This is a genomic window from Halpernia sp. GG3, from assembly GCF_052976925.2.
This window is the reverse complement of sequence record NZ_JBRIIR020000017.1, coordinates 243,839-262,505: the sequence shown is the minus strand read 5'-3', so window position 1 is coordinate 262,505 and position 18,667 is coordinate 243,839. Positions and strand designations below refer to the sequence as shown.

Here is an 18,667-nt window from a genome sequence, read left to right as displayed (position 1 = left end):
GGTTTTATTTTTGTCTCTCAGACCAATTTTTCATCTTTCTGTCTAAAACATCAAGTGGCAGACAACCCTGGCTTAATACTTCATCGTGAAATTTCGCAAGATTAAATTTACTACCTAAAGATTTCTCATAAGTCGTCCGAAGTTCGCGGATTTTTAGAGATCCGATTTTGTAACCCAACGCCTGCCCCGGAACTGCCATATACCTTTCCACTTCGGCCGTTGCACCAGCTTCATCATATGCCACATTATCTAAAAAATATTTAATAGCTTCTTCACGTGTCATTTTCCCTGTATGAATTCCTGTGTCAATCACAAGTCTCACGGCACGCAACATTTGATCACTTAAATAACCTAATTTTTGATATGGATCAGTGTAAAGTCCGAATTCTGGTCCTAATGTTTCGCAGTAATGTGCCCAACCTTCGCCGTAAGCGCCAAGCCACCCAAAACGCATAAATTTTGGTAGTTTTAAATTTTCTTGCTGTAATGAAATTTGATAATGATGCCCCGGAATTGCTTCGTGTAAAAACAAAGATTCCATACCGGAAGTCACATTAAATTTCGTTGGATCGGGAATTGGGATGTAAAAAATCCCCGGTCTTTTTCCATCGGGCGTTCCTTGCATATATTCCGCACTGGCAGTAGCTTCTCGAAATTTTTCAGTTTGCCGAATTTCAAAAGGTGTTTTTGGCGTCACGTTAAACATGGTTTTTAAACCCGGCGTGATCTTCGTCAAAATTCCATTAAAAGCAGCGATTATTTCTTTGCTAGTTTTATAAGGCATTGCTTTTTTATCACTTTTTTCAAAGTTTAAAAACTGTTCTAATGTTCCTTTAAAACCAACCTGTGTTTTTACTTTTTCCATTTCAATGCGCAACATAGCCACCTGATCTAAACCTAATTTATTAATTTCTGCGGGTGTTTTTTGAGTAGTAGTCCAGCTTTTCACATAATAACTATAAATAGCACTTCCGTTTGGCAGGCCATTATAACCATCTGTAGTTCTAGCTTTTGGCAAGTATTCTTTTTCTAGAAAATCTGCCATTTTTGTATAAGAGGGAATTATTTTAGAATTAATTGCTTCTTGGTAAAGTTTAGAATATTTATTTTTATCTGCCGAAGAAAAACCTTTTGGTAAATATTTAATTGGACCGTAAAAAATATTTTTTTTCATATCCGTGCTAGTGATTTCTGCGGCACGCAACTGAGGTATCATTTTCAATACCAGTTTTTTGGGTAAAACAAAACCCGTTTTTTCACCTTGTCGGAAATTACTTTGAGCAGAATCCATCCAAACAGCAAAAAGATCAACTCTTTTTAGCCAATTATCGTAATCTTTAGCAGTTTTAAAAGGTTGGTTTCCGGCCCCGCTTCCCAAAAGCGGAAAATCTAAAGGCAAGCCACCAAATTGTGTGAAAGGAATCAACTCTGGATGATACGCAAAACCCTCAATTTTATCTTTTATTTCATAATCTAAAACATCATAAACAACTTTTTTATCATCAGATAAACTTTTATAATCTACCGTTTTAATTTCGTTTTGGTATTCATTATAAAGGTTAATTTCTTTCGAAATCTGGTCTTTAGAGATGTTAATTGGAAGCTGATCATTAAAACGATTATCACCTTGAGCAGTTGCATCTATCGGATGTAATTTTAAAAAATCTTCATAATAGTGAGAAGCGATACTGTCTATTGAAGCTGTTTTTTCCGTTAATATCTTACTTTTTTCTTTCTCACAATTCGTTAAAAAACAACCAAGTATTAAAAGCGAGATGAACTTTAAAGCGTGTTTAAACATACATTTTGATATTTAAACAAAAGTACTCAATTTATAATTTAATCTGATTATTTTTACAAGATCTAAAAAAATAAAAAGTTTCTCTGTGTCAATGGATTTTTTATCTTTGCTACATACATTTTAATAAACATCTACTATTTTAAAGCCATGAAAGGGATTTTAAAAATTTATCACCCGGAAGAAACCCTAAAATACCATCTTAAAAGCACTTATTGCAAAGCCGTATTTCTCAATAAGGAAAATTTTTTAGAAGTAGAAGTGATCTCAGACGATGATGTAGATCATGTTGATGATGATTCTTTGCAATATCAGTTTCCCCAAATTGCTTTAAACATCTCTGATTTTCCTATTGATACGAATGAACTTTTAGACAGTACCTTCTTAGTTGACGATGAAAGTAGCATGGAAGTCAATCTTTTTGATGATGAAGACGCTTATATTTCTGAGAATTCATTAACTTTTGAAAATGATGCAGAAAATAAATTGATTCTTTTGTGGAAAGGTTTAATTACAGATTTTTATACAGGTTCGGATAATCTAATTCCATTCAAATTGAAATGTCATTTTGAGGCAGACGAAATTGAAATAGACGATTAAAAGTCATTTTTTACAGCGTTTATTTAGGGTTAAATTACAATAATTAGCTTCCAAAAACGTTTCTATACTAATTTTAAACTACTTAATGTTGCAAGCACAAACTATAAATTCTACAACTCCCGCGGTAGAACAACACATTTTTTCTCTTTGGGAAATTCTTTTCAGTGGCGGGTTGGTCGGTAATCTTATAATGGTTTCGATTTTCATTTTGGGCGCTTTGGCGCTTTATATATTTTTAGAGCGTTACTTTTTTATTAAAAGGGCAGCGAAAGAGACACCTAATTTCTTAGAAAACATTAAAGATTTTGTGGAAGGCGGTAGAATTCAAGCTGCTATAGATTATTGCAAAAATACAGATTCACCTGAAGCGAGAATGATTGAGAAAGGGTTAACTCGAATTGGAAGACCAATTTCTGATATTTCTAATGCAATGCAAAATCAAGGACAATTAGAAGTTTCAAAACTTGAGAAAAATTTAAATATTTTAGCCTCTGCTTCTGGTGCTGCGCCTATGCTTGGTTTCCTCGGAACTGTAATCGGTATGATCATGGCATTTTTTCAAATTTCAAATGTGACAGGCGCTGTAAGTCCAAAATTGTTGGCTTCCGGGATTTACACGGCAATGGCTACAACTGCTGTTGGTTTATTTATCGGTATTCCCGCGTATTTTTTTTATAATATTTTAGTAACTAAGGTCGACCGTCTTGTTTTAAAAATTCAGACGCATGTGAACGATTTTTTAGATACGTTAAATAAACCTTTGTAAATGGAACTTAAGCGAAGAAACAGAGTTAACGCCGAGTTTAGTATGGCTTCAATGACGGATATTATTTTTCTGTTATTGATATTTTTTATGATCACTTCTTCGGCGATCAGCCAGAGTGCGATTGATGTAAAATTGCCAAAAGCTGACGCTACAGAAACTTCAGCGCAAGATCCTGCGACAGTTACGATTAAAGAAGACGGAACTTATTACGTTAACGATAAAGAAATCGCAAAAGAAAATTTAGAAAATTATTTAGTTAATGCTTTAAAGGCTGAAACAACGCCCACTTTTACGATTAGAGCAGATGGAAATACCAAACATAAAGATGTGGTTTTTGTCATGGAAATTGCGGAAAAACATAAATACAATCTTGCAATTGCAACGACTCAGGAATAGATGAATTATGCTTTAGAACATACAAGAAACAAGAAAAAAGATCAGACGAAAAGCGCCGTGATAACTTTTTTGACATTTTTTTTATTGTTCCTGCTTGTTTATTTTTATAAAATTATTCAGGAAACGCCTGTTCTGCCAAAGGACGTAACGACAACAATGCTCATTAATTTTGGTGATAATCAAAACGGGGCACAACTAGAAGAACCTGCAAACCAGGCAGGTTCAATCGCGTCTGCAAACACAGAAATTATACCGCAGCCAGAAGTTTCAGAATCACAACCTGCAGCAGAGAAAATTATTACTGGAAATAATGTAAATGTTTCTACACCAAAAGTAGAAAAAGTAGCAAAAACCGTGAAGAAAGTTACTAAAACGGCAGAAAAAGCAATTCCTTCCAAAACTTCCAATGCAAAATCTTCCACGTCAACAAATAAATCTGTAGCTAAATCTGCCGGCGACGGAAAAGGCACTGCCGCAATTGGAAATTTAATTAAAGGCAGAGGAAATAAAACGGGTTCTCAAGGAATAAATGGAACGACGGGAAACGCGGGCGATCCACTTGGTGGTGACGGAAATGGCGATAGTAAAATTGGGATTGACCGAAAATTAATTGACTTTATTCCTGGGACAATGGGGCGAGGCGGCAGTCAACCTTCCCAAAAGTGCAGCGCGAGCGGTTCTGTAAATATTTCCTATACCGTAGATAAGGCCGGCAATGTAGTTTCTGCAAGAAGAAGTGGTGGAATTTCAGATCCCTGCGTGGTTTCAACCTCTTTAAGTTGGGTCAAAAGATATGTAAAAGCTGAGAAAGCAAATTCCTCATCAACCGGAACCTATAGAATTACTTTTTAGGTAAGAAAATTGGCGATCGTATAGATAATTAAACCAACTAACCCGCCTACTAAAGTTCCATTAACACGAATAAACTGCAAATCTTTCCCGACTTCCAATTCTAATTTTTCGCTCAACTCTTTCCCTTTCCAATTTCCCACAGTTGAACTGATTAATTCCCCAAACTGATGGGTATTTTTTAAAATATATTTATAAGCCGTTAAACGAATCCAACCATCAGTTTTTTGTTGTAAAACTTTATCAGATTTAAGATTTAAACCAAATTCCTGCACGTTTTTCGCGACGTATTTTTTTAATGTTGAGTCTTCCTGACTCAATTCTTCCACTAAATTTTTCTTAATACTGTTCCAGATGTCAAAAGCATAATTATTAATTTTTTCGGGGTCTAATAATCCATCTTTAATATGCTGAAAATTAGCTTCCCATTTCTCATTTTCCTGAATATCTTGGCTGAATTCTAAAATTTTCTGACTGATTTCATCGCGTAATGGGTGGTTTTCATTTTCCTCCACTTCACGAAAATAATCTGCCAAACCGTCCGTAATTTTATTCGCTAGCGCATCGTCGACAAATCGTGGAACTAAGCTAAAACTTTCTTTTTTTACACGGCTTTTTACTAAATCTTGATTTTGTAACACATAATTTTTAATTTGAGAAGAAAGCGAAGTGATCAGTTTTTGATGGTCATTTTTTTCTATTAAATACTGTAAACCATTGCCAATTAATTTTTGAACTTTAAAGTCTTTGGCTAAATCTATCGCTTTATTCCCAATAAAATTAACGACTGTTTTATCTTCAAGTTTATTGATGATATTTAATAAAATGGTTGAAATTTCTTTAACTAAATTTCTTTGATTTCTATCGTTGGAAAGCCAATCACCAGCGAATTTTGAAATATTTAATTTTTTTATATATGGGCGAATGTTGTCGGGCGAGAGAAAATTTTCAACCACAAAATTTCCCAGATTATCCCCAATTTTTTCCTTACTGTTTTCTATAATATTAGTGTGTGGAATTTTTAAACCTAACGGATAATGGAATAGAGCAGTAACCGCAAACCAATCGGCTAAAGCGCCTATCATTGCGGCTTCAGAGAAGGCGCGTAGATAACCAAGCCAGTGGGAAGGATTGTTTTTCATTAAAATAGTCAATGTGAAAAATAGTCCCGCCATCAAAATGAAAAGCCCCGTTGCGAAAGTCTTAAATAGAAACAGTTGTCTTTTTTTAATATCTTGTTTCATTTGTAGATTTATATTTTTAATTGTCAAATGGAATCACGAATTTTATTCATGTAATTCTTAAGTTTGTCCATAATCATTTCATTCTTTAAATTTAAATAAATGCCGTTAAATGGCGTTAAATTTGCTGACAGTATTTGATAATTTAATACAATGAAATTTCTTTCTGTCGTTTTTATCGGCATTCTTTTTCAATCCTGTACACAACCTCATAAAACCCCTAAAACTGTTATCATGGAAAATACCACTGCAAAAAATAATCCATACTATTCCCGAGCTGATCAAACAAAATTACATGTATCAGACGCGGAATGGAAGAAAATTCTCGATCCAGATGTTTACGCAGTTGCGCGCGAAGCAAATACGGAACGTCCGGGAACAGGAAAATACAATAATTTCGATGGTTTAGGCGAATATTATTGCGCCGTTTGCGGCAATCATTTGTTTCGCTCAGATGCAAAATTCTCTTCCACTTGTGGATGGCCCAGTTTTTTTGAGGCAGAGAAAGAAGGTGTTATTTACAAAAGAGACTCTGCTTTTGGAATGGAGCGTACGGAAGTACTTTGCAAACGCTGCGATTCACATTTAGGACACGTTTTTAATGATGGACCGCCACCAACTGGAACTCGATTCTGCATGAATTCAGTCAGTTTGGATTTTGTTGCGGATACCAAAAAAGAGACTAATTAAGTCTCTTTTTTTATTTCAATTTTTAGGTAAGATATTTTTTATCATAATATTATTTTTTAAAAAGTTAAAGTCCGTTAAATTGAGTTAAAGTATATAATTTTAACTATTTATATCTGTTTAAAGATTCCAATCTTTTTATTTTTGCAATCTAAAATTCTAAATGAAAAAAACATTATTTATACTTCTTCCGTTTTATTTGTTAGTTACTTCGTTTGTTTTACCAAAGATTTCGGCCGAAAAACAAAATTTCAAGAAGGATTCTTTGACGGTTCTGAAAAATTCCAAATCACTAGAAAACTTTAATGTCCCAGAATCTCAGACAATTTTTACTGCATTAGATTTCACAAATGAAGAAAAATTAGATGAAAGTATTTTTGAAAAAGCCTATCAAGGTTTTGATAAATTAAAAAAATCTGGCCAACTTCCAGCAGATTCTGAAATTTTAACTGTTGCAGATTTCAGCAAATCTTCTAACACCAAAAGATTATGGGTAATTGATTTATCCAAAAAAAAAATACTTTTTAATGCCCTGGTTGCGCACGGAATGGGAACCGGGGAAGAATTTGCAGAACATTTTTCCAATACTGACAGCTCACATCAAAGCAGTTTAGGCTTTTACATAACAGAAGCAACTTATACAGGAAATAACGGGTATTCTTTACGATTAATGGGAATGGACAAGGGTTTTAACGATGCCGCTTTAGAACGCGCAATTGTAATGCACGGCGCAGATTACGTAAGTGAAAATTTTGCGGCAGCGCATAAAAGAATTGGTAGAAGTTGGGGTTGTCCTGCAATTCCAAGAGAATTAGCGGCACCAATTATTAATACGATCAAGGGGAAAAATTGCCTTTTTATATATTATCCAGATGATAATTACCTTAATTCATCAGAATGGTTAAAATCGTAAAATAAAAAAAGCAGATTATTTATAATCTGCTTTTTTTATTTTAAATCCAAATCTAAACCTTATTTTAATTCAATAAGATTATTAAATTTCTGAACACTCTCTTTTAAACGATCTTCTCTTTCTTTTCTATCTTGCGGTGATTGTTCCGGTCTGTTTCCACCACCACGTCCGCCTCGCAAATTCTGGCTGCTTTGGTTAAAAGAAACAGGGTCTTTTCTAAAAGCCGAAAACTGTTTTACAAAATCTTTTTTCGATATTTTTACAATATTTCCACGAGTAGCAAATTCCGCCGGTGCATTTATTTTTTTGCTTTGCATCAAATCAAAAGAATAATTTCCGTTAGTGTCTTCTACTTTTATAATTAAACCGGGTAAACCACCAAATTTATAAGGACCGTCTTGCACAGGTATGTCTGTGGTAAACCATGCATTCCAAGTTCTTCCGCCATATTTCATTTGTGCTTTCTGAGTGTTATAATCACCAATTTTTACAGTTTCAGGTAAAATTTTCCAGTTAAATTGTGGCGTTTCTGTATAAGAATATTGATCTCTTCCTATTCTGCTATTATATAATAAGCTTTGATCTGTATAATTTTTTTCTACCACGAAATCTAAATGAGACTGCAAATTTTCCACTTGACTTCTGTCAAAATTAAAATTTCTGGTTTGTATTGCTCTACCGATGATCGAATCTCTTTTTAGTTGATTATCGCTGTAAAAAATTGATTTTGTTGGTGAAATATCAAGATTTGCCAACTCTGTTTTTACGCTTTTTGCATCTGTGGAATCTGTTTTAATTGAGGCTTGATAAATAAACCTAGTCACTTGCTGAGCCATAAAAAAAGGCATCGCAAATAAAGTTAGTAATTTTAAAAATTTCATTTTATTGTTTATTTTGATTTTAATTCTATAGGATTACCGTCTGCTATATTTCGGTAATTTCCATTATCATTTATGGTATTTCCAGCCTTACTTATTCCATCAAAACCATTCCTTTGTCCACTAAAACCACTAAAATCTGCTTTATTCATTTTTGGAGCTTCATTTTCAGAATAGTCGTTTTCATCTTCCATCTGATTTAATCCTCCACCATTTCGTTCTCCGCTGTCCATTTCTTCACCCATTCCTTGGCTGTGCGTGTCTCTTTTTCCAGCTCTTCTGCCAGAATTTACAAAACCAGGATTGCCGGAAGATTTATTGTGCGCATTTTGAGCTAATTCCAATTCGATGGAAGTTTTATCTCCTGTAAAATTTATTCTTGTAGATTTTTTTGCAGTTGGTAAGATTTCCTCCGCATATGAATTTGAAATAGTTATTTTCTTAAAAAATGTAAACTTATAATCTCCAGATTCATCTTCTAATTTTAAAATTAAACCAGGCAATCCATAAAATTTATAAGGACCGTCACTAATTTTAATATCTGCCGCAAACCATGCTGTCCAAATTCTTCCGCCAAAACTAGTTGTTGCCTTTTGAGTTTTATGGCCGTCCACATCCATAAAATCTTCAGAAATTTTCCAATCTATCTTTCTATCTTCCAAGTAAAAAATTTGTTTGGAACCGACGTTTTCAGTTAGGGAAACTTCTTTGTTTTTATTATTTTTCTCGATAAAAAAATCAAAAAAACTTGGTTGCAAAGATTTTCCATTTGATAGTTTTGGAAAGTCCAGTTTATCTTTTCTTTTTTTACCAGAGTTTGAATCATTTGCCTGCTGTTTTCTGAAGACAGTAATTAAGGAATCTTTTAGTAATTTATTTTCACTAACAAATGTGGAACCGTCATTTGTAATATCCAGAAATGTAAGCTCATGCATCACGTGGACAAGATTTATGGTGTCAGGATTTACTTGTGTTTCATAAATATAACGCTCAGTTTGACAGGAAAATTTGCCGACTGAAATCACTAAAATTATTAAAAAGAAAAGATGTTTCATAATTAATTACTTTTTGATTCTAAAAACAGGACAAAGTTAATTTTAAAGTGGAGATTTTTTTAAAAAACATTTTTTTTATAATTAGTTTAACATTAACTAAATTTTTAAAAATGATAAATATCAATCTGTTATATAGATAAATAGATAATACGGAATTTGTTATTGATTTTAATTGTAGTATTTTTGTACTTTAAAATAAGTCTAAATAAAAATAATGATAAAAGTATCAGACCAAGCGAAGCAAAAAGCCGTACAGTTGATGACAGAAGAGGGATTTAGTCCTTTAGAAGACTTCATACGTGTCGGTGTGAAGAGTGGTGGTTGCTCTGGATTAGAATATGTTTTAATTTTTGATAATAAAAAAGCGGAGGGAGATCAGGTTTTTGAAGATAATGGAATAAAAGTAATTATCGAAAAAAAATCAATCCTTTATTTAGCCGGGACAGTTTTAGAATATTCGGGCGGGCTAAATGGAAAGGGTTTTATTTTCAATAATCCAAATGCAAGCAGAACCTGCGGATGTGGGGAAAGTTTCAGTTTATAATTAGAGATTAGAGATTAGAATTTAGAGATTAGAAAGCGGCAAAATGCTGAGCTAAAAATTTAAAATTTAAAATTTCTTAAAATGGCAAAATATACAGAAGACGATTTACGCGTCGATTTAGAAAATAAAAAATACGAATTTGGCTGGGAAACGATTCTGGAATATGATGAATTTCCGATAGGTTTAAATGAAGACATTGTGCGTGCTATTTCCGCAAAAAAGGAAGAGCCGCGATGGATGACCGATTGGCGTTTGGAAGCATTCGCGATCTGGAAGAAGATGGAAGAGCCAACTTGGGCCAACGTAAAATATAAGAAACCAGATTTTCAGGGGATTAGATATTACGCTGCGCCATCGAAAAAACCAGAATTGGCGAGTTTGGATGAGGTTGATCCAGAATTATTAAAGACGTTTGCAAAATTAGGAATTAACATCGAAGAGCAAAAAAGACTCTCAAATGTTGCCGTAGATATTGTGATAGATTCTGTTTCTGTGAAAACAACGTTCACCAAAACTTTAAAAGAAAAAGGAATTTTATTTTGTGCAATTTCTGAAGCGATTCGCGATTATCCGGAATTGGTGAGAAAATATTTAGGAAAAATCGTTCCAAGAGGGGATAATTATTATGCGGCTTTGAACTCTGCCGTTTTTTCAGACGGAAGTTTTTGCTACATACCGAAAGGCGTGAAATGTCCGATGGAATTATCCACTTATTTTAGAATTAACCAAGCGGGAACAGGTCAATTCGAAAGAACACTTTTAATTGCTGATGAAGGAAGTTACGTTTCCTATTTGGAGGGTTGCACCGCACCGTCAAGAGATGAAAATCAATTACACGCGGCAGTTGTAGAATTGATAGCTTTAGATAACGCAGAAATAAAATATTCTACAGTTCAAAACTGGTATCCCGGCGACGAAAATGGAATTGGTGGTGTATTTAATTTCGTTACCAAAAGAGGTTTGTGTGAGAAAAACTCAAAAATTTCTTGGACGCAAGTTGAGACTGGTTCTGCTGTAACTTGGAAATATCCATCTTGTATATTAAAAGGTGACAACTCGGTAGGTGAATTTTATTCAATCGCGGTGACTAATAATTACCAATACGCAGATACCGGAACAAAAATGATCCACATCGGCAAGAATACTAGATCCACTATTATTTCAAAAGGAATTTCTGCTGGAAAATCTAATAATTCTTACAGAGGTTTAGTTAAAATAATGCCTTCAGCTAAAGGCGCAAGAAACTTTTCGCAATGTGATTCGCTTTTAATGGGTGATCAATGTGGCGCACACACTTTTCCTTATATTGAAGTTAAAAATCCGACGGCCCAAATAGAACACGAAGCAACCACTTCAAAAATTGGTGAAGACCAAATATTTTATTGTAACCAGAGAGGGATTAATACTGAAAAAGCCATCGCATTAATTGTTAATGGTTTTGGGAAAGACGTTTTAAACAAATTACCGATGGAATTTGCAATTGAAGCCCAAAAATTATTGGAAGTTTCTTTGGAAGGAAGTGTTGGATAATTATTTCTACGTTACGTTATATCACATTATCAGAATAAAAAAAACTATGTTAAAAATAAATAACCTTCACGCCAAAATAGAAGAAGGGACAGAAATATTAAAAGGAATTAATTTAAAGATCAATGCAGGTGAAGTTCACGCGATAATGGGCCCAAATGGTGCCGGGAAATCGACGCTTGCTTCTGTAATTGCAGGAAAAGATGAGTATGAAATTACTGATGGTGAAATAATTTTTGAAAGTAAAAATATTATAAACGATGCGCCGGAAGAACGCGCTCAAAAAGGTGTTTTCATGTCTTTTCAATATCCAGTAGAAATTCCAGGCGTTACGGTAACTAATTTTATAAAAGCCGCGCTGAACGAAACGCGTAAAGCAAATGGTTTAGAAAATTTGCCGGCAAAAGATATGCTCGCTTTAGTTCGTGAAAAAGCGGCGCAGTTAGATATTAAAAAAGATTTCCTTGCGCGTTCATTAAACGAGGGTTTTTCTGGCGGTGAAAAAAAGAGAAATGAAATTTTTCAAATGTTGATGCTTAATCCTAAATTGGCTATTTTAGATGAAACCGATTCAGGTCTAGATATTGACGCTTTGCGAATAGTTGCAGATGGCGTGAACGCATTTAGAAATGAAGGAAATGCAGTTTTATTGATCACACATTACCAAAGACTTTTAGACTATATAAAACCAGACTTTGTACACGTTTTGGCAGATGGAAAAATCATCAAAACCGGCGACGCATCATTGGCTTTAGAACTTGAAGAAAAAGGTTACGACTGGTTACTTTAATTATTTCTAAGTTTCACTTCACACATTTAGTAGATTACGTTAAGCGTAAAAACCTTTGAAAACGCATTAAAATGGCATTGTTTGAGCAAATAGAAAATCAAAAAGAACTTTTAACCGGAAACCAATTAAGCAGTCTAAATTTATTTTTAGAGCAAGGATTTCCGACAAAGAAAGATGAAGAATATAAATATACCAATCTTCGTGAAATTACCGAGAAAGACTACGGCTTTTCACCAAATGAAGAGCATGAAATTACAGATTCACAGTTTCAACAACTTCATTTAGACGAAGCAGATTTTGATTATATTGTTTTCGTTAATGGTAAAATTCACCCGGAACTATCAAAAATTTCCTTCGAAAATTCAGAATTTTTTAGTTTAAAAAATGCCTTTTTAGATTCTGATAAGAAAGAAATTTTAAATACTTATTTAGATAAAATTGCCGCAAAAGAAAACGCATTTATTAACTTAAATAGAGCGTTTTCACCTGAAGGTTTTTTCTTAAGAGTTGGTAAAAATCAAATCATTGAAAAACCAATTCACGTATTTTATCTTTCTCAAAATCAGCCAAAAAACACATTTTACAATGTTAGAAATTTATTAATTGCAGAAGAAGGTGCTCATGTAGAAATTATTGAAAGTCACCATAACTTTGATAATTTTTACACATTAACTAATTCCGTAACAGAAATTTTTGCAGAGAAGAATTCCAAAGCAGATTGGCATAAATTGCAGAATGACAGCGCGTTTTCTTATTTAGTAGACCACACTTTTGTGAAACAGGAAAGAGACAGTTTAGCTACTGTCAATACATTTTCTTTCGGCGGAAAATTAATCAGAAATAATTTAGATTTTATTCATAACGGTGAGAATATTAACTCGTTCATGAACGGCATTACCATTATTGGGAAAGACCAATTGGTTGATCATCACACGGCGGTTCATCACAAAACGCCTCATTGTGAGAGTTATCAAAATTACAAGGGCATTTTTAAAGATAATTCAAAAGGTGTTTTTAACGGTAAAATTTTTGTAGATCAATTAGCGCAAAAAACCAATGCGTATCAGCAAAATAATAATATCTTATTAAACGAAGGGGCTTCCATTGAAACTAAACCACAACTTGAAATTTTCGCAGATGATGTAAAATGTTCGCACGGTTGCACGGTTGGTCAGCTAAATGAAGATGCACTTTTTTACCTTCGCGCGCGAGGAATTGGCAAGGATAAAGCGATGGCTTTGTTGCTTGTAGCTTTTTCCCACGATGCTTTGAAAAACATTGACATTGAACCGTTGAAGAAGAAAATATCCGTTCTTTTAGCAGAAAAATTAGATGTCGAGATAGATTTTTAATATTTTTTTGGATGGAAATTTCTCGCAATCCACTGCAATCCTTTTGTAATTGTGATCAAAGTGAATAAGTCTATTGTACGTTTATTTATTCGCAAAGAAAAAAAGGATCTCCACTTTTATCGGAGGCTGCGACTTTCGCATCTTTATAAAGTTTTTCGTAAAAAGTTTGTTCTAGGTTCAGAAAGAATCAATAATTTGGTATAGGTTACAATTTAATTTCTAACATTAAACCTCTAAAAATTATTTTGTAAATTTACTTAAATCTAGAATTTATGATTCAAAATATATCTTTAGAAAAAGTTTTATTCCTTGATATTGAGACCGTTCCCAATCATCCGATTTGGGAAGATGTTTCAGAAAGTGAACAACAGTTATGGGATAAAAAAACTAAAAATCAACGAAAAGAAGATTTTACAGCAGAAGAGTACTATCTCGAACGTGGGGGAATAATGGCAGAATTTGGTCGTATTATTTGCATCACCGTTGGTATGTTAGAAAAAAATGATACTTTAAAAATCAAAAGTTTTTTTGGCGATAATGAACTTAAACTTTTAGAAGAATTTGGCGATATTTTCAACAGTCCAAAACTCAGAGATGTTATTCTCTGTGCGCATAACGGAAAAGAATTTGATTTTCCCTGGATCGCGAGAAGGTGTTTAATTAATGGAATTCAGCCGCCACTACCATTTCAAATGTTTGGTAAAAAACCTTGGGAAATTCCACATTTGGACACGATGGAACTGTGGAAATTTGGGGACTATAAAAGTTTTGTATCATTAGAATTATTAGCCCATTTATTTGGTATTCCTACACCGAAGGATGATATTAATGGTTCTCAAGTTGCTTCTATTTATCATATCGAAAAAGACCTCGCGCGAATTGTAAAGTATTGTGAGAAAGATGTCTTAACTTTGGCAAACGTTTTCCGTAAGATGCGTCAAGAGGAACTTTTAAAGCGAGCGGAATAAAATTTTAGAAAAAAATTTGGTAAAAAATCCAAAATCATTATGAATTATACAGACGATGAAATTGCCAAAATTGGCGAAAATATAATAGAAAAATTAAAAACTATTTTTGATCCGGAAATCCCTGTGGATATTTACGAATTGGGTCTTATTTACGACGTACAAATTTCCGAAGAAGGAATGGTAAAAGTGATAATGACTTTAACGACCCCGAATTGTCCGGTTGCAGAATCATTGCCGCAGGAAGTAAAAGATAAAGTTGCAGAAGTAGACAAAGTGAAAGAAGTTGATTTAGAATTAACGTTTGAACCTGCCTGGAACAAAGATATGATGAGCGAAGAAGCCAAGTTTGAATTGGGGATTTTATTCTAAAACTTAAATATTTTTTTGGCTAAATTAAAGGCACTTTCAAAATGAAGTAGATTTTGAGAGATTTCAGTTTTTTCTGACGCCATAAAGTTAAAAACCTGCTCTGTAGGCATATTTCCTACGAGTTCATCCTTTGCAAAAGGACATCCGCCAATCCCTTTTATGGCAGAATCAAATCTGCGACAACCTTCATTATAAGCGGCTTTCAATTTTACATAAGAATCGTCGTAACGGTTATGAAAATGACCGCCAAAATCAATACTGGGATATTTATTTGGAATTTTATTGAATAAAAGAGAGATGCTTTCTGGCGTTGCAACTCCTGTTGTATCAGAAAGTAAAATATTTTTAATGCCAATTTCTGAAAATTTGTTTGCCCAGAAATCTACATCTTCCCATTTCCAAAATTCACCGTAAGGATTGCCGAAAGCCATTGAAAAGTAAATGTTTAATTCTTTTTTTTCCGACTTGCATAGTTCGGCTATTTGTATAATTTGCTCAAACGCTTCTTCCTGAGATTTATTGGTATTTCTATGTTGGAAAGTTTCAGATATTGAAAAAGGAAATCCTAAAATATCAATTTTAGGATGTTTCAAAGCTTTTTCCGCTCCTCGAAAATTAGCAATTATAACCGAAAGTTTGGTGTCAGAAAGAGATTTATCTATTTCATCTAAAACAGTTCCAGAATCTTTCATCTGCGGAATTGCTTTTGGTGAGACGAAACTTCCACAATCTAAAACATCAAATTTCACTGACATTAAGGCATTAATGTAATCAATCTTCTGTTGTGTCGGTATAAATTCACCCCAACCTTGCATGGCATCGCGTGGACATTCTGTCAAAAACATTTTTTAAAAACTTTAGATTCAAATATAAGATTTTTTAAATATATTTTAGGTTTAATTTAAGACAGATAAATTTTAACTCTCTAAAAATTAAACTAATTTTGTAAGTAAGATAAAATAATTATGACATTTAATTTTACGCCGGAATGGCAAGAAAAACTTCAAACCAGATTTTTAAATTACGTTAAAATATTTTCTACCAGCGATCCTGAAAGTGAATCCACACCTTCAACAGAAAGACAATGGGACATTGCAAAATATATTTTTGAAGAATTAAATGCGTTGGGTTTGGATGATGTTTCACTTGATGAAAACGGATACATCTATGCATACGTGCCTTCAAATTTAGAAAATGACGACGAGCCGACGATTGGTTTTATTTCACATTATGATACTTCACCTGACTTTAGTGGTGAAAACGTTAATCCACAGATCTGGACTAATTATAACGGTGAAGATTTAGTTTTAAATAAGGAGTCTAATTTCACTTTATCTGCCACAAAATTTCCTATTTTAAAACAATACAAAGGTGAAACGTTGATCACGACAGACGGAACAACACTTTTAGGTGCGGATGATAAAGCGGGTTTGGCGGAAATTGTTACTGCTGCAGAATTTTTATTGGCGCATCCAGAAATTAAAAGAAGTCGAATTGGAATTGGTTTTACGCCAGATGAAGAAATTGGACGTGGTGCGCACAAATTCGATGTCAAAAAATTTGGTGCAGAATGGGCTTATACAATGGATGGAAGTGAGGTTGGCGAGTTAGAATATGAAAATTTTAATGCGGCACAAGCGGTTATAAAAATTCATGGATTGAGTGTTCATCCAGGTTATGCTTTAGGTAAAATGGTAAATGCAAGTCTTTTGGCTGCTGAATTCGTTCAAATGCTTCCTGCCAATGAAACACCCTCAACTACAAAAGGGTTTGAAGGGTTTTACCATCTAACTGATTTAAAATCGGATGTTTCTGAAGCGAAAATTCAATATATTATTCGTGATCACGATGCAGATAAATTTGAAAACCGCAAGAAATTAATTACTTCAAAAGTTGCTGAGTTTAACCAAAAATATGGTGAAAAAGTTGCTGAAATTGAGATCAAGGAGCAGTATCGAAATATGAAACAGCAGTTTGAAGGCAAAATGTATATTGTTGACATTGCTGAACAGGCGATGAAGGACGCCGAAATTAAACCATTAATTAAAGCAATTCGTGGTGGAACGGATGGAGCGCAACTTTCTTATATGGGATTACCATGTCCGAATATTTTTGCGGGCGGATTAAATTTCCACGGACCTTACGAATTTGTTTCCGTAGAAAGTATGGTAAAAGCGGTGAAAGTTATTGTCAATATTGCACAAGCGAAGAAAAAGCAGAATTAAACTTTTCTTATAATTGAAAATAGCCACTCAGTGTTGAGTGGCTATTTTTATTTTGCGTAATTATCTATTTTTTAAAAAGCCTTCCATCCTTGCGCCGTTAAAGCTACCAACTCATTACTACCACTCGCAATTAAAAAATTTCCCTGTTCTAAATCAACAGCGTGACCGATGATTGAAAAATCGGGATTATTTCTGATTTTTTCAAAGTCATTTGGAGAGATTGTGAATAATAATTCATAATCTTCGCCGCCATTTAAGGCACACATTGTCGTATTAAGATTTAATTCATCGGCTGTAGAAATTGTTACAGAGTCTAACGGAAGTTTATTTTCGTAAACGTGAAAACCAATTTTGCTTTGTTCCGATAAGTGTAAAATCTCTGATGCCAAGCCATCAGAAATATCAATCATAGAAGTAGGTTTGATATCTAAATCTGCTAAAATCTGTTTAATATCGGTTCGCGCTTCTGGTTTTAACTGTCTTTCCAGAACATAATCATAACCTTCCATTTCGGGTTGCATATTTGGATCTGCAAGATACACTGAATGTTCTCTTTCTAATATTTGCAAACCGACATAAGCGCCGCCTAAATCTCCGGTTACAACCAATAAATCATTCGGCTTTGCACCTTTTCTTGTAATTATATTTTCAGAGTTTTCTAATCCAATTGCTGTGATGGTAATAACTAAACCAGTTTGAGAACTTGTTGTGTCGCCGCCAACCAAATCGACTTTGTATTTCTCACAAGCCAAAGAAATTCCATAATAAATTTCTTCTAATGCTTCTACTGGAAAACGATTTGAAACAGCCAAAGAAACCAATATTTGTGTCGGAACAGCATTCATTGCAGCAATATCGCTCAAATTCACAACCACCGATTTATAACCTAAATGTTTTAAAGGAACATAGCCGAGATTAAAATGAACACCTTCCGCTAAAGTATCGGTAGAAATCACTACTTTTTTCCCATCAGGATTTATGACTGCAGCGTCATCCCCGATAGAAATTTCAGTTGAAGTATTTTTAAAACTAAATTTTTCGGTTAAATGTTTTATTAAGCCAAATTCTCCTAATTTAGAAATGGGCGTTAATTCGTTTGATTGTTCTTCGAGCATTTTTATTTTTTAATTTAAAGTGTAGAAAGGTCCGAATGAATTATTCAGATTCTTCTTCTTTGTTTTTTTTCCAAGTGAATGTGTTTCTTTTGTGAAAAGCCTCCACATTTTCTGGTTTGAAAGGTAAATTTCGCAAATCATCTTTTGTTAAAAGTTTGCAATTTTTATCTTTGAATTTTTCCATTACTTCTAATATTTCCTCTGGCGGAGTTGTTGCTTTCCGCAACATAGTATCTATCCAAACTCCGGTAGCCTCAGATGTGGCACAATGTGTTCCTTCTGGCAAATAAAATTTATGAATAAATTGGTAAATACTTGCATCATCAGAAGTTCCAGCAACTTCTAAAGTCACAAAAACGGTTTGGTCAGCTAAAATTTCCTTAAAAAAAGAATACCGTTCATGCAAAATAACGGGACCAATTCCCCACCGTGAAAGCTGTGACAAACCAATTTGCTCCTGATTCATAAAAGCCATTCTAGTTTGTGCGCAGTATTCTACATAACTGGAATTTGCAAGGTGTCGGTTCGCATCAATATCGCTCCATCTTACCTCAAATTTATAGTGAAATTCTGACATATTTTTTAGAAAATTTA

20 protein-coding genes are annotated in these 18,667 nt (G+C 33.8%); 13 read left to right on the top strand and 7 right to left on the bottom strand.

Annotation, left to right across the window (positions count from 1 at the left end; all coding sequences use genetic code 11):
- Nucleotides 1–4: 4 nt before the first annotated feature.
- On the bottom strand, nt 5–1,801 hold the full coding sequence (locus ACVBED_RS10610; protein ID WP_473094984.1) for a DUF885 domain-containing protein: 1,797 nt from the start codon (nt 1,799–1,801) through the stop codon (nt 5–7).
- A 147-nt stretch (nt 1,802–1,948) separates the two neighbouring features.
- On the opposite strand from ACVBED_RS10610, the gene ACVBED_RS10605 reads away from it, so the two are divergent.
- From ACVBED_RS10605 to ACVBED_RS10590, 4 genes are all read left to right on the top strand, one after another.
- Nucleotides 1,949–2,398 (top strand): hypothetical protein, encoded by a 450-nt coding sequence (locus ACVBED_RS10605; RefSeq protein ID WP_447120249.1) that lies wholly within the window; start codon nt 1,949–1,951, stop codon nt 2,396–2,398.
- 85 nt (nt 2,399–2,483) lie between these two features.
- A complete protein-coding gene (locus ACVBED_RS10600) occupies nt 2,484–3,164 on the top strand; it encodes a MotA/TolQ/ExbB proton channel family protein (protein ID WP_447120248.1) in 681 nt (226 codons plus the stop codon).
- Nucleotides 3,165–3,560 carry an ExbD/TolR family protein gene (locus ACVBED_RS10595; protein WP_447120247.1) on the top strand — a complete coding sequence of 132 codons (396 nt, stop codon included), beginning with the start codon at nt 3,165–3,167 and terminating at the stop codon, nt 3,558–3,560. It abuts the gene before it with no gap.
- Nucleotides 3,561–4,412 carry a ferric siderophore ABC transporter substrate-binding protein gene (locus ACVBED_RS10590; RefSeq protein WP_447120246.1) on the top strand — a complete coding sequence of 284 codons (852 nt, stop codon included), beginning with the start codon at nt 3,561–3,563 and terminating at the stop codon, nt 4,410–4,412.
- Here ACVBED_RS10590 and ACVBED_RS10585 read toward each other — a convergent pair.
- Nucleotides 4,409–5,653, bottom strand: a complete 1,245-nt coding sequence (locus ACVBED_RS10585) for a DUF445 domain-containing protein (RefSeq protein ID WP_447120245.1) — start codon at nt 5,651–5,653, stop codon at nt 4,409–4,411. The genes ACVBED_RS10590 and ACVBED_RS10585 overlap by 4 nt on opposite strands.
- 231 nt (nt 5,654–5,884) lie before the next feature.
- Here ACVBED_RS10585 and msrB point away from each other — a divergent pair, with 231 nt between their 5' ends.
- A complete protein-coding gene (msrB, locus tag ACVBED_RS10580) occupies nt 5,885–6,340 on the top strand; it encodes a peptide-methionine (R)-S-oxide reductase MsrB (protein WP_447120244.1) in 456 nt (151 codons plus the stop codon).
- 160 nt (nt 6,341–6,500) lie between these two features.
- Nucleotides 6,501–7,250 (top strand): murein L,D-transpeptidase catalytic domain family protein, encoded by a 750-nt coding sequence (locus ACVBED_RS10575; protein ID WP_447120243.1) that lies wholly within the window; start codon nt 6,501–6,503, stop codon nt 7,248–7,250.
- A gap of 59 nt (nt 7,251–7,309) precedes the next feature.
- Here ACVBED_RS10575 and ACVBED_RS10570 read toward each other — a convergent pair whose 3' ends face one another.
- Together ACVBED_RS10570 and ACVBED_RS10565 are read right to left on the bottom strand one after the other, a co-directional pair.
- On the bottom strand, nt 7,310–8,131 hold the full coding sequence (locus tag ACVBED_RS10570; protein ID WP_473094983.1) for a GLPGLI family protein: 822 nt from the start codon (nt 8,129–8,131) through the stop codon (nt 7,310–7,312).
- 8 nt (nt 8,132–8,139) lie between these two features.
- Nucleotides 8,140–9,183, bottom strand: coding sequence for a GLPGLI family protein (locus ACVBED_RS10565; RefSeq protein WP_473094982.1), 1,044 nt, complete (start codon nt 9,181–9,183; stop codon nt 8,140–8,142).
- A 214-nt stretch (nt 9,184–9,397) separates the two neighbouring features.
- Here ACVBED_RS10565 and ACVBED_RS10560 point away from each other — a divergent pair, with 214 nt between their 5' ends.
- The 6 genes from ACVBED_RS10560 to ACVBED_RS10535 all read left to right on the top strand — a co-directional run bounded on the left by ACVBED_RS10560 (nt 9,398) and on the right by ACVBED_RS10535 (nt 14,733).
- Nucleotides 9,398–9,727, top strand: a complete 330-nt coding sequence (locus tag ACVBED_RS10560) for a HesB/IscA family protein (protein ID WP_447120239.1) — start codon at nt 9,398–9,400, stop codon at nt 9,725–9,727.
- A gap of 81 nt (nt 9,728–9,808) precedes the next feature.
- Nucleotides 9,809–11,257, top strand: a complete 1,449-nt coding sequence (gene sufB / locus ACVBED_RS10555; RefSeq protein ID WP_447120238.1) for a Fe-S cluster assembly protein SufB — start codon at nt 9,809–9,811, stop codon at nt 11,255–11,257.
- A gap of 46 nt (nt 11,258–11,303) precedes the next feature.
- Complete coding sequence (gene sufC / locus ACVBED_RS10550) at nt 11,304–12,044, top strand: Fe-S cluster assembly ATPase SufC (RefSeq protein WP_473094981.1); 741 nt, start codon at nt 11,304–11,306, stop codon at nt 12,042–12,044.
- Between the two features lie 71 nt (nt 12,045–12,115).
- Nucleotides 12,116–13,396, top strand: coding sequence for a Fe-S cluster assembly protein SufD (sufD, locus tag ACVBED_RS10545; protein WP_447120237.1), 1,281 nt, complete (start codon nt 12,116–12,118; stop codon nt 13,394–13,396).
- 272 nt (nt 13,397–13,668) lie between these two features.
- Entirely contained in the window at nt 13,669–14,364 is a 696-nt protein-coding gene (locus ACVBED_RS10540) for a 3'-5' exonuclease (protein ID WP_447120236.1), read from the top strand.
- Nucleotides 14,365–14,403: 39 nt separating this feature from the next.
- Nucleotides 14,404–14,733, top strand: a complete 330-nt coding sequence (locus tag ACVBED_RS10535; protein WP_447120235.1) for an iron-sulfur cluster assembly protein — start codon at nt 14,404–14,406, stop codon at nt 14,731–14,733.
- Here the strand turns inward: ACVBED_RS10535 and ACVBED_RS10530 are convergent.
- Nucleotides 14,730–15,578, bottom strand: a complete 849-nt coding sequence (locus ACVBED_RS10530) for a hydroxymethylglutaryl-CoA lyase (RefSeq protein ID WP_473094980.1) — start codon at nt 15,576–15,578, stop codon at nt 14,730–14,732. The genes ACVBED_RS10535 and ACVBED_RS10530 overlap by 4 nt on opposite strands.
- A 117-nt stretch (nt 15,579–15,695) precedes the next feature.
- Between ACVBED_RS10530 and pepT the strand changes: the two genes are divergently transcribed.
- Nucleotides 15,696–16,958: a peptidase T gene (pepT, locus tag ACVBED_RS10525; protein WP_447120613.1), complete on the top strand. Its 1,263-nt coding sequence runs from the start codon at nt 15,696–15,698 to the stop codon at nt 16,956–16,958.
- Nucleotides 16,959–17,029: 71 nt separating this feature from the next.
- On the opposite strand, the gene thiL is transcribed toward pepT, so the two are convergent.
- Both thiL and ACVBED_RS10515 read right to left on the bottom strand, forming a co-directional pair.
- Nucleotides 17,030–18,073: a thiamine-phosphate kinase gene (thiL, locus tag ACVBED_RS10520; protein WP_447120234.1), complete on the bottom strand. Its 1,044-nt coding sequence runs from the start codon at nt 18,071–18,073 to the stop codon at nt 17,030–17,032.
- Between the two features lie 40 nt (nt 18,074–18,113).
- Entirely contained in the window at nt 18,114–18,650 is a 537-nt protein-coding gene (locus ACVBED_RS10515; RefSeq protein ID WP_447120233.1) for an acyl-CoA thioesterase, read from the bottom strand.
- Nucleotides 18,651–18,667: the final 17 nt, after the last annotated feature.

Excerpts from the sequence above, each read along its gene's own strand:
- ACVBED_RS10605 (WP_447120249.1), top strand. The coding sequence starts at position 1,949 with ATGAAAGGGATTTTAAAAATTTATCACCCGGAAGAAACCCTAAAATAC.
- ACVBED_RS10600 (WP_447120248.1), top strand. The coding sequence starts at position 2,484 with ATGTTGCAAGCACAAACTATAAATTCTACAACTCCCGCGGTAGAACAA.
- sufB (WP_447120238.1), top strand. The coding sequence starts at position 9,809 with ATGGCAAAATATACAGAAGACGATTTACGCGTCGATTTAGAAAATAAA.
- ACVBED_RS10530 (WP_473094980.1), bottom strand. The coding sequence starts at position 15,578 with ATGTTTTTGACAGAATGTCCACGCGATGCCATGCAAGGTTGGGGTGAA.
- sufC (WP_473094981.1), top strand. The coding sequence starts at position 11,304 with ATGTTAAAAATAAATAACCTTCACGCCAAAATAGAAGAAGGGACAGAA.
- msrB (WP_447120244.1), top strand. The coding sequence starts at position 5,885 with ATGGAAAATACCACTGCAAAAAATAATCCATACTATTCCCGAGCTGAT.
- sufD (WP_447120237.1), top strand. The coding sequence starts at position 12,116 with ATGGCATTGTTTGAGCAAATAGAAAATCAAAAAGAACTTTTAACCGGA.
- ACVBED_RS10515 (WP_447120233.1), bottom strand. The coding sequence starts at position 18,650 with ATGTCAGAATTTCACTATAAATTTGAGGTAAGATGGAGCGATATTGAT.
- ACVBED_RS10575 (WP_447120243.1), top strand. The coding sequence starts at position 6,501 with ATGAAAAAAACATTATTTATACTTCTTCCGTTTTATTTGTTAGTTACT.
- ACVBED_RS10570 (WP_473094983.1), bottom strand. The coding sequence starts at position 8,131 with ATGAAATTTTTAAAATTACTAACTTTATTTGCGATGCCTTTTTTTATG.
- ACVBED_RS10560 (WP_447120239.1), top strand. The coding sequence starts at position 9,398 with ATGATAAAAGTATCAGACCAAGCGAAGCAAAAAGCCGTACAGTTGATG.
- ACVBED_RS10585 (WP_447120245.1), bottom strand. The coding sequence starts at position 5,653 with ATGAAACAAGATATTAAAAAAAGACAACTGTTTCTATTTAAGACTTTC.
- ACVBED_RS10535 (WP_447120235.1), top strand. The coding sequence starts at position 14,404 with ATGAATTATACAGACGATGAAATTGCCAAAATTGGCGAAAATATAATA.
- ACVBED_RS10590 (WP_447120246.1), top strand. The coding sequence starts at position 3,561 with ATGAATTATGCTTTAGAACATACAAGAAACAAGAAAAAAGATCAGACG.
- ACVBED_RS10540 (WP_447120236.1), top strand. The coding sequence starts at position 13,669 with ATGATTCAAAATATATCTTTAGAAAAAGTTTTATTCCTTGATATTGAG.
- thiL (WP_447120234.1), bottom strand. The coding sequence starts at position 18,073 with ATGCTCGAAGAACAATCAAACGAATTAACGCCCATTTCTAAATTAGGA.
- ACVBED_RS10595 (WP_447120247.1), top strand. The coding sequence starts at position 3,165 with ATGGAACTTAAGCGAAGAAACAGAGTTAACGCCGAGTTTAGTATGGCT.
- ACVBED_RS10565 (WP_473094982.1), bottom strand. The coding sequence starts at position 9,183 with ATGAAACATCTTTTCTTTTTAATAATTTTAGTGATTTCAGTCGGCAAA.
- ACVBED_RS10610 (WP_473094984.1), bottom strand. The coding sequence starts at position 1,801 with ATGTTTAAACACGCTTTAAAGTTCATCTCGCTTTTAATACTTGGTTGT.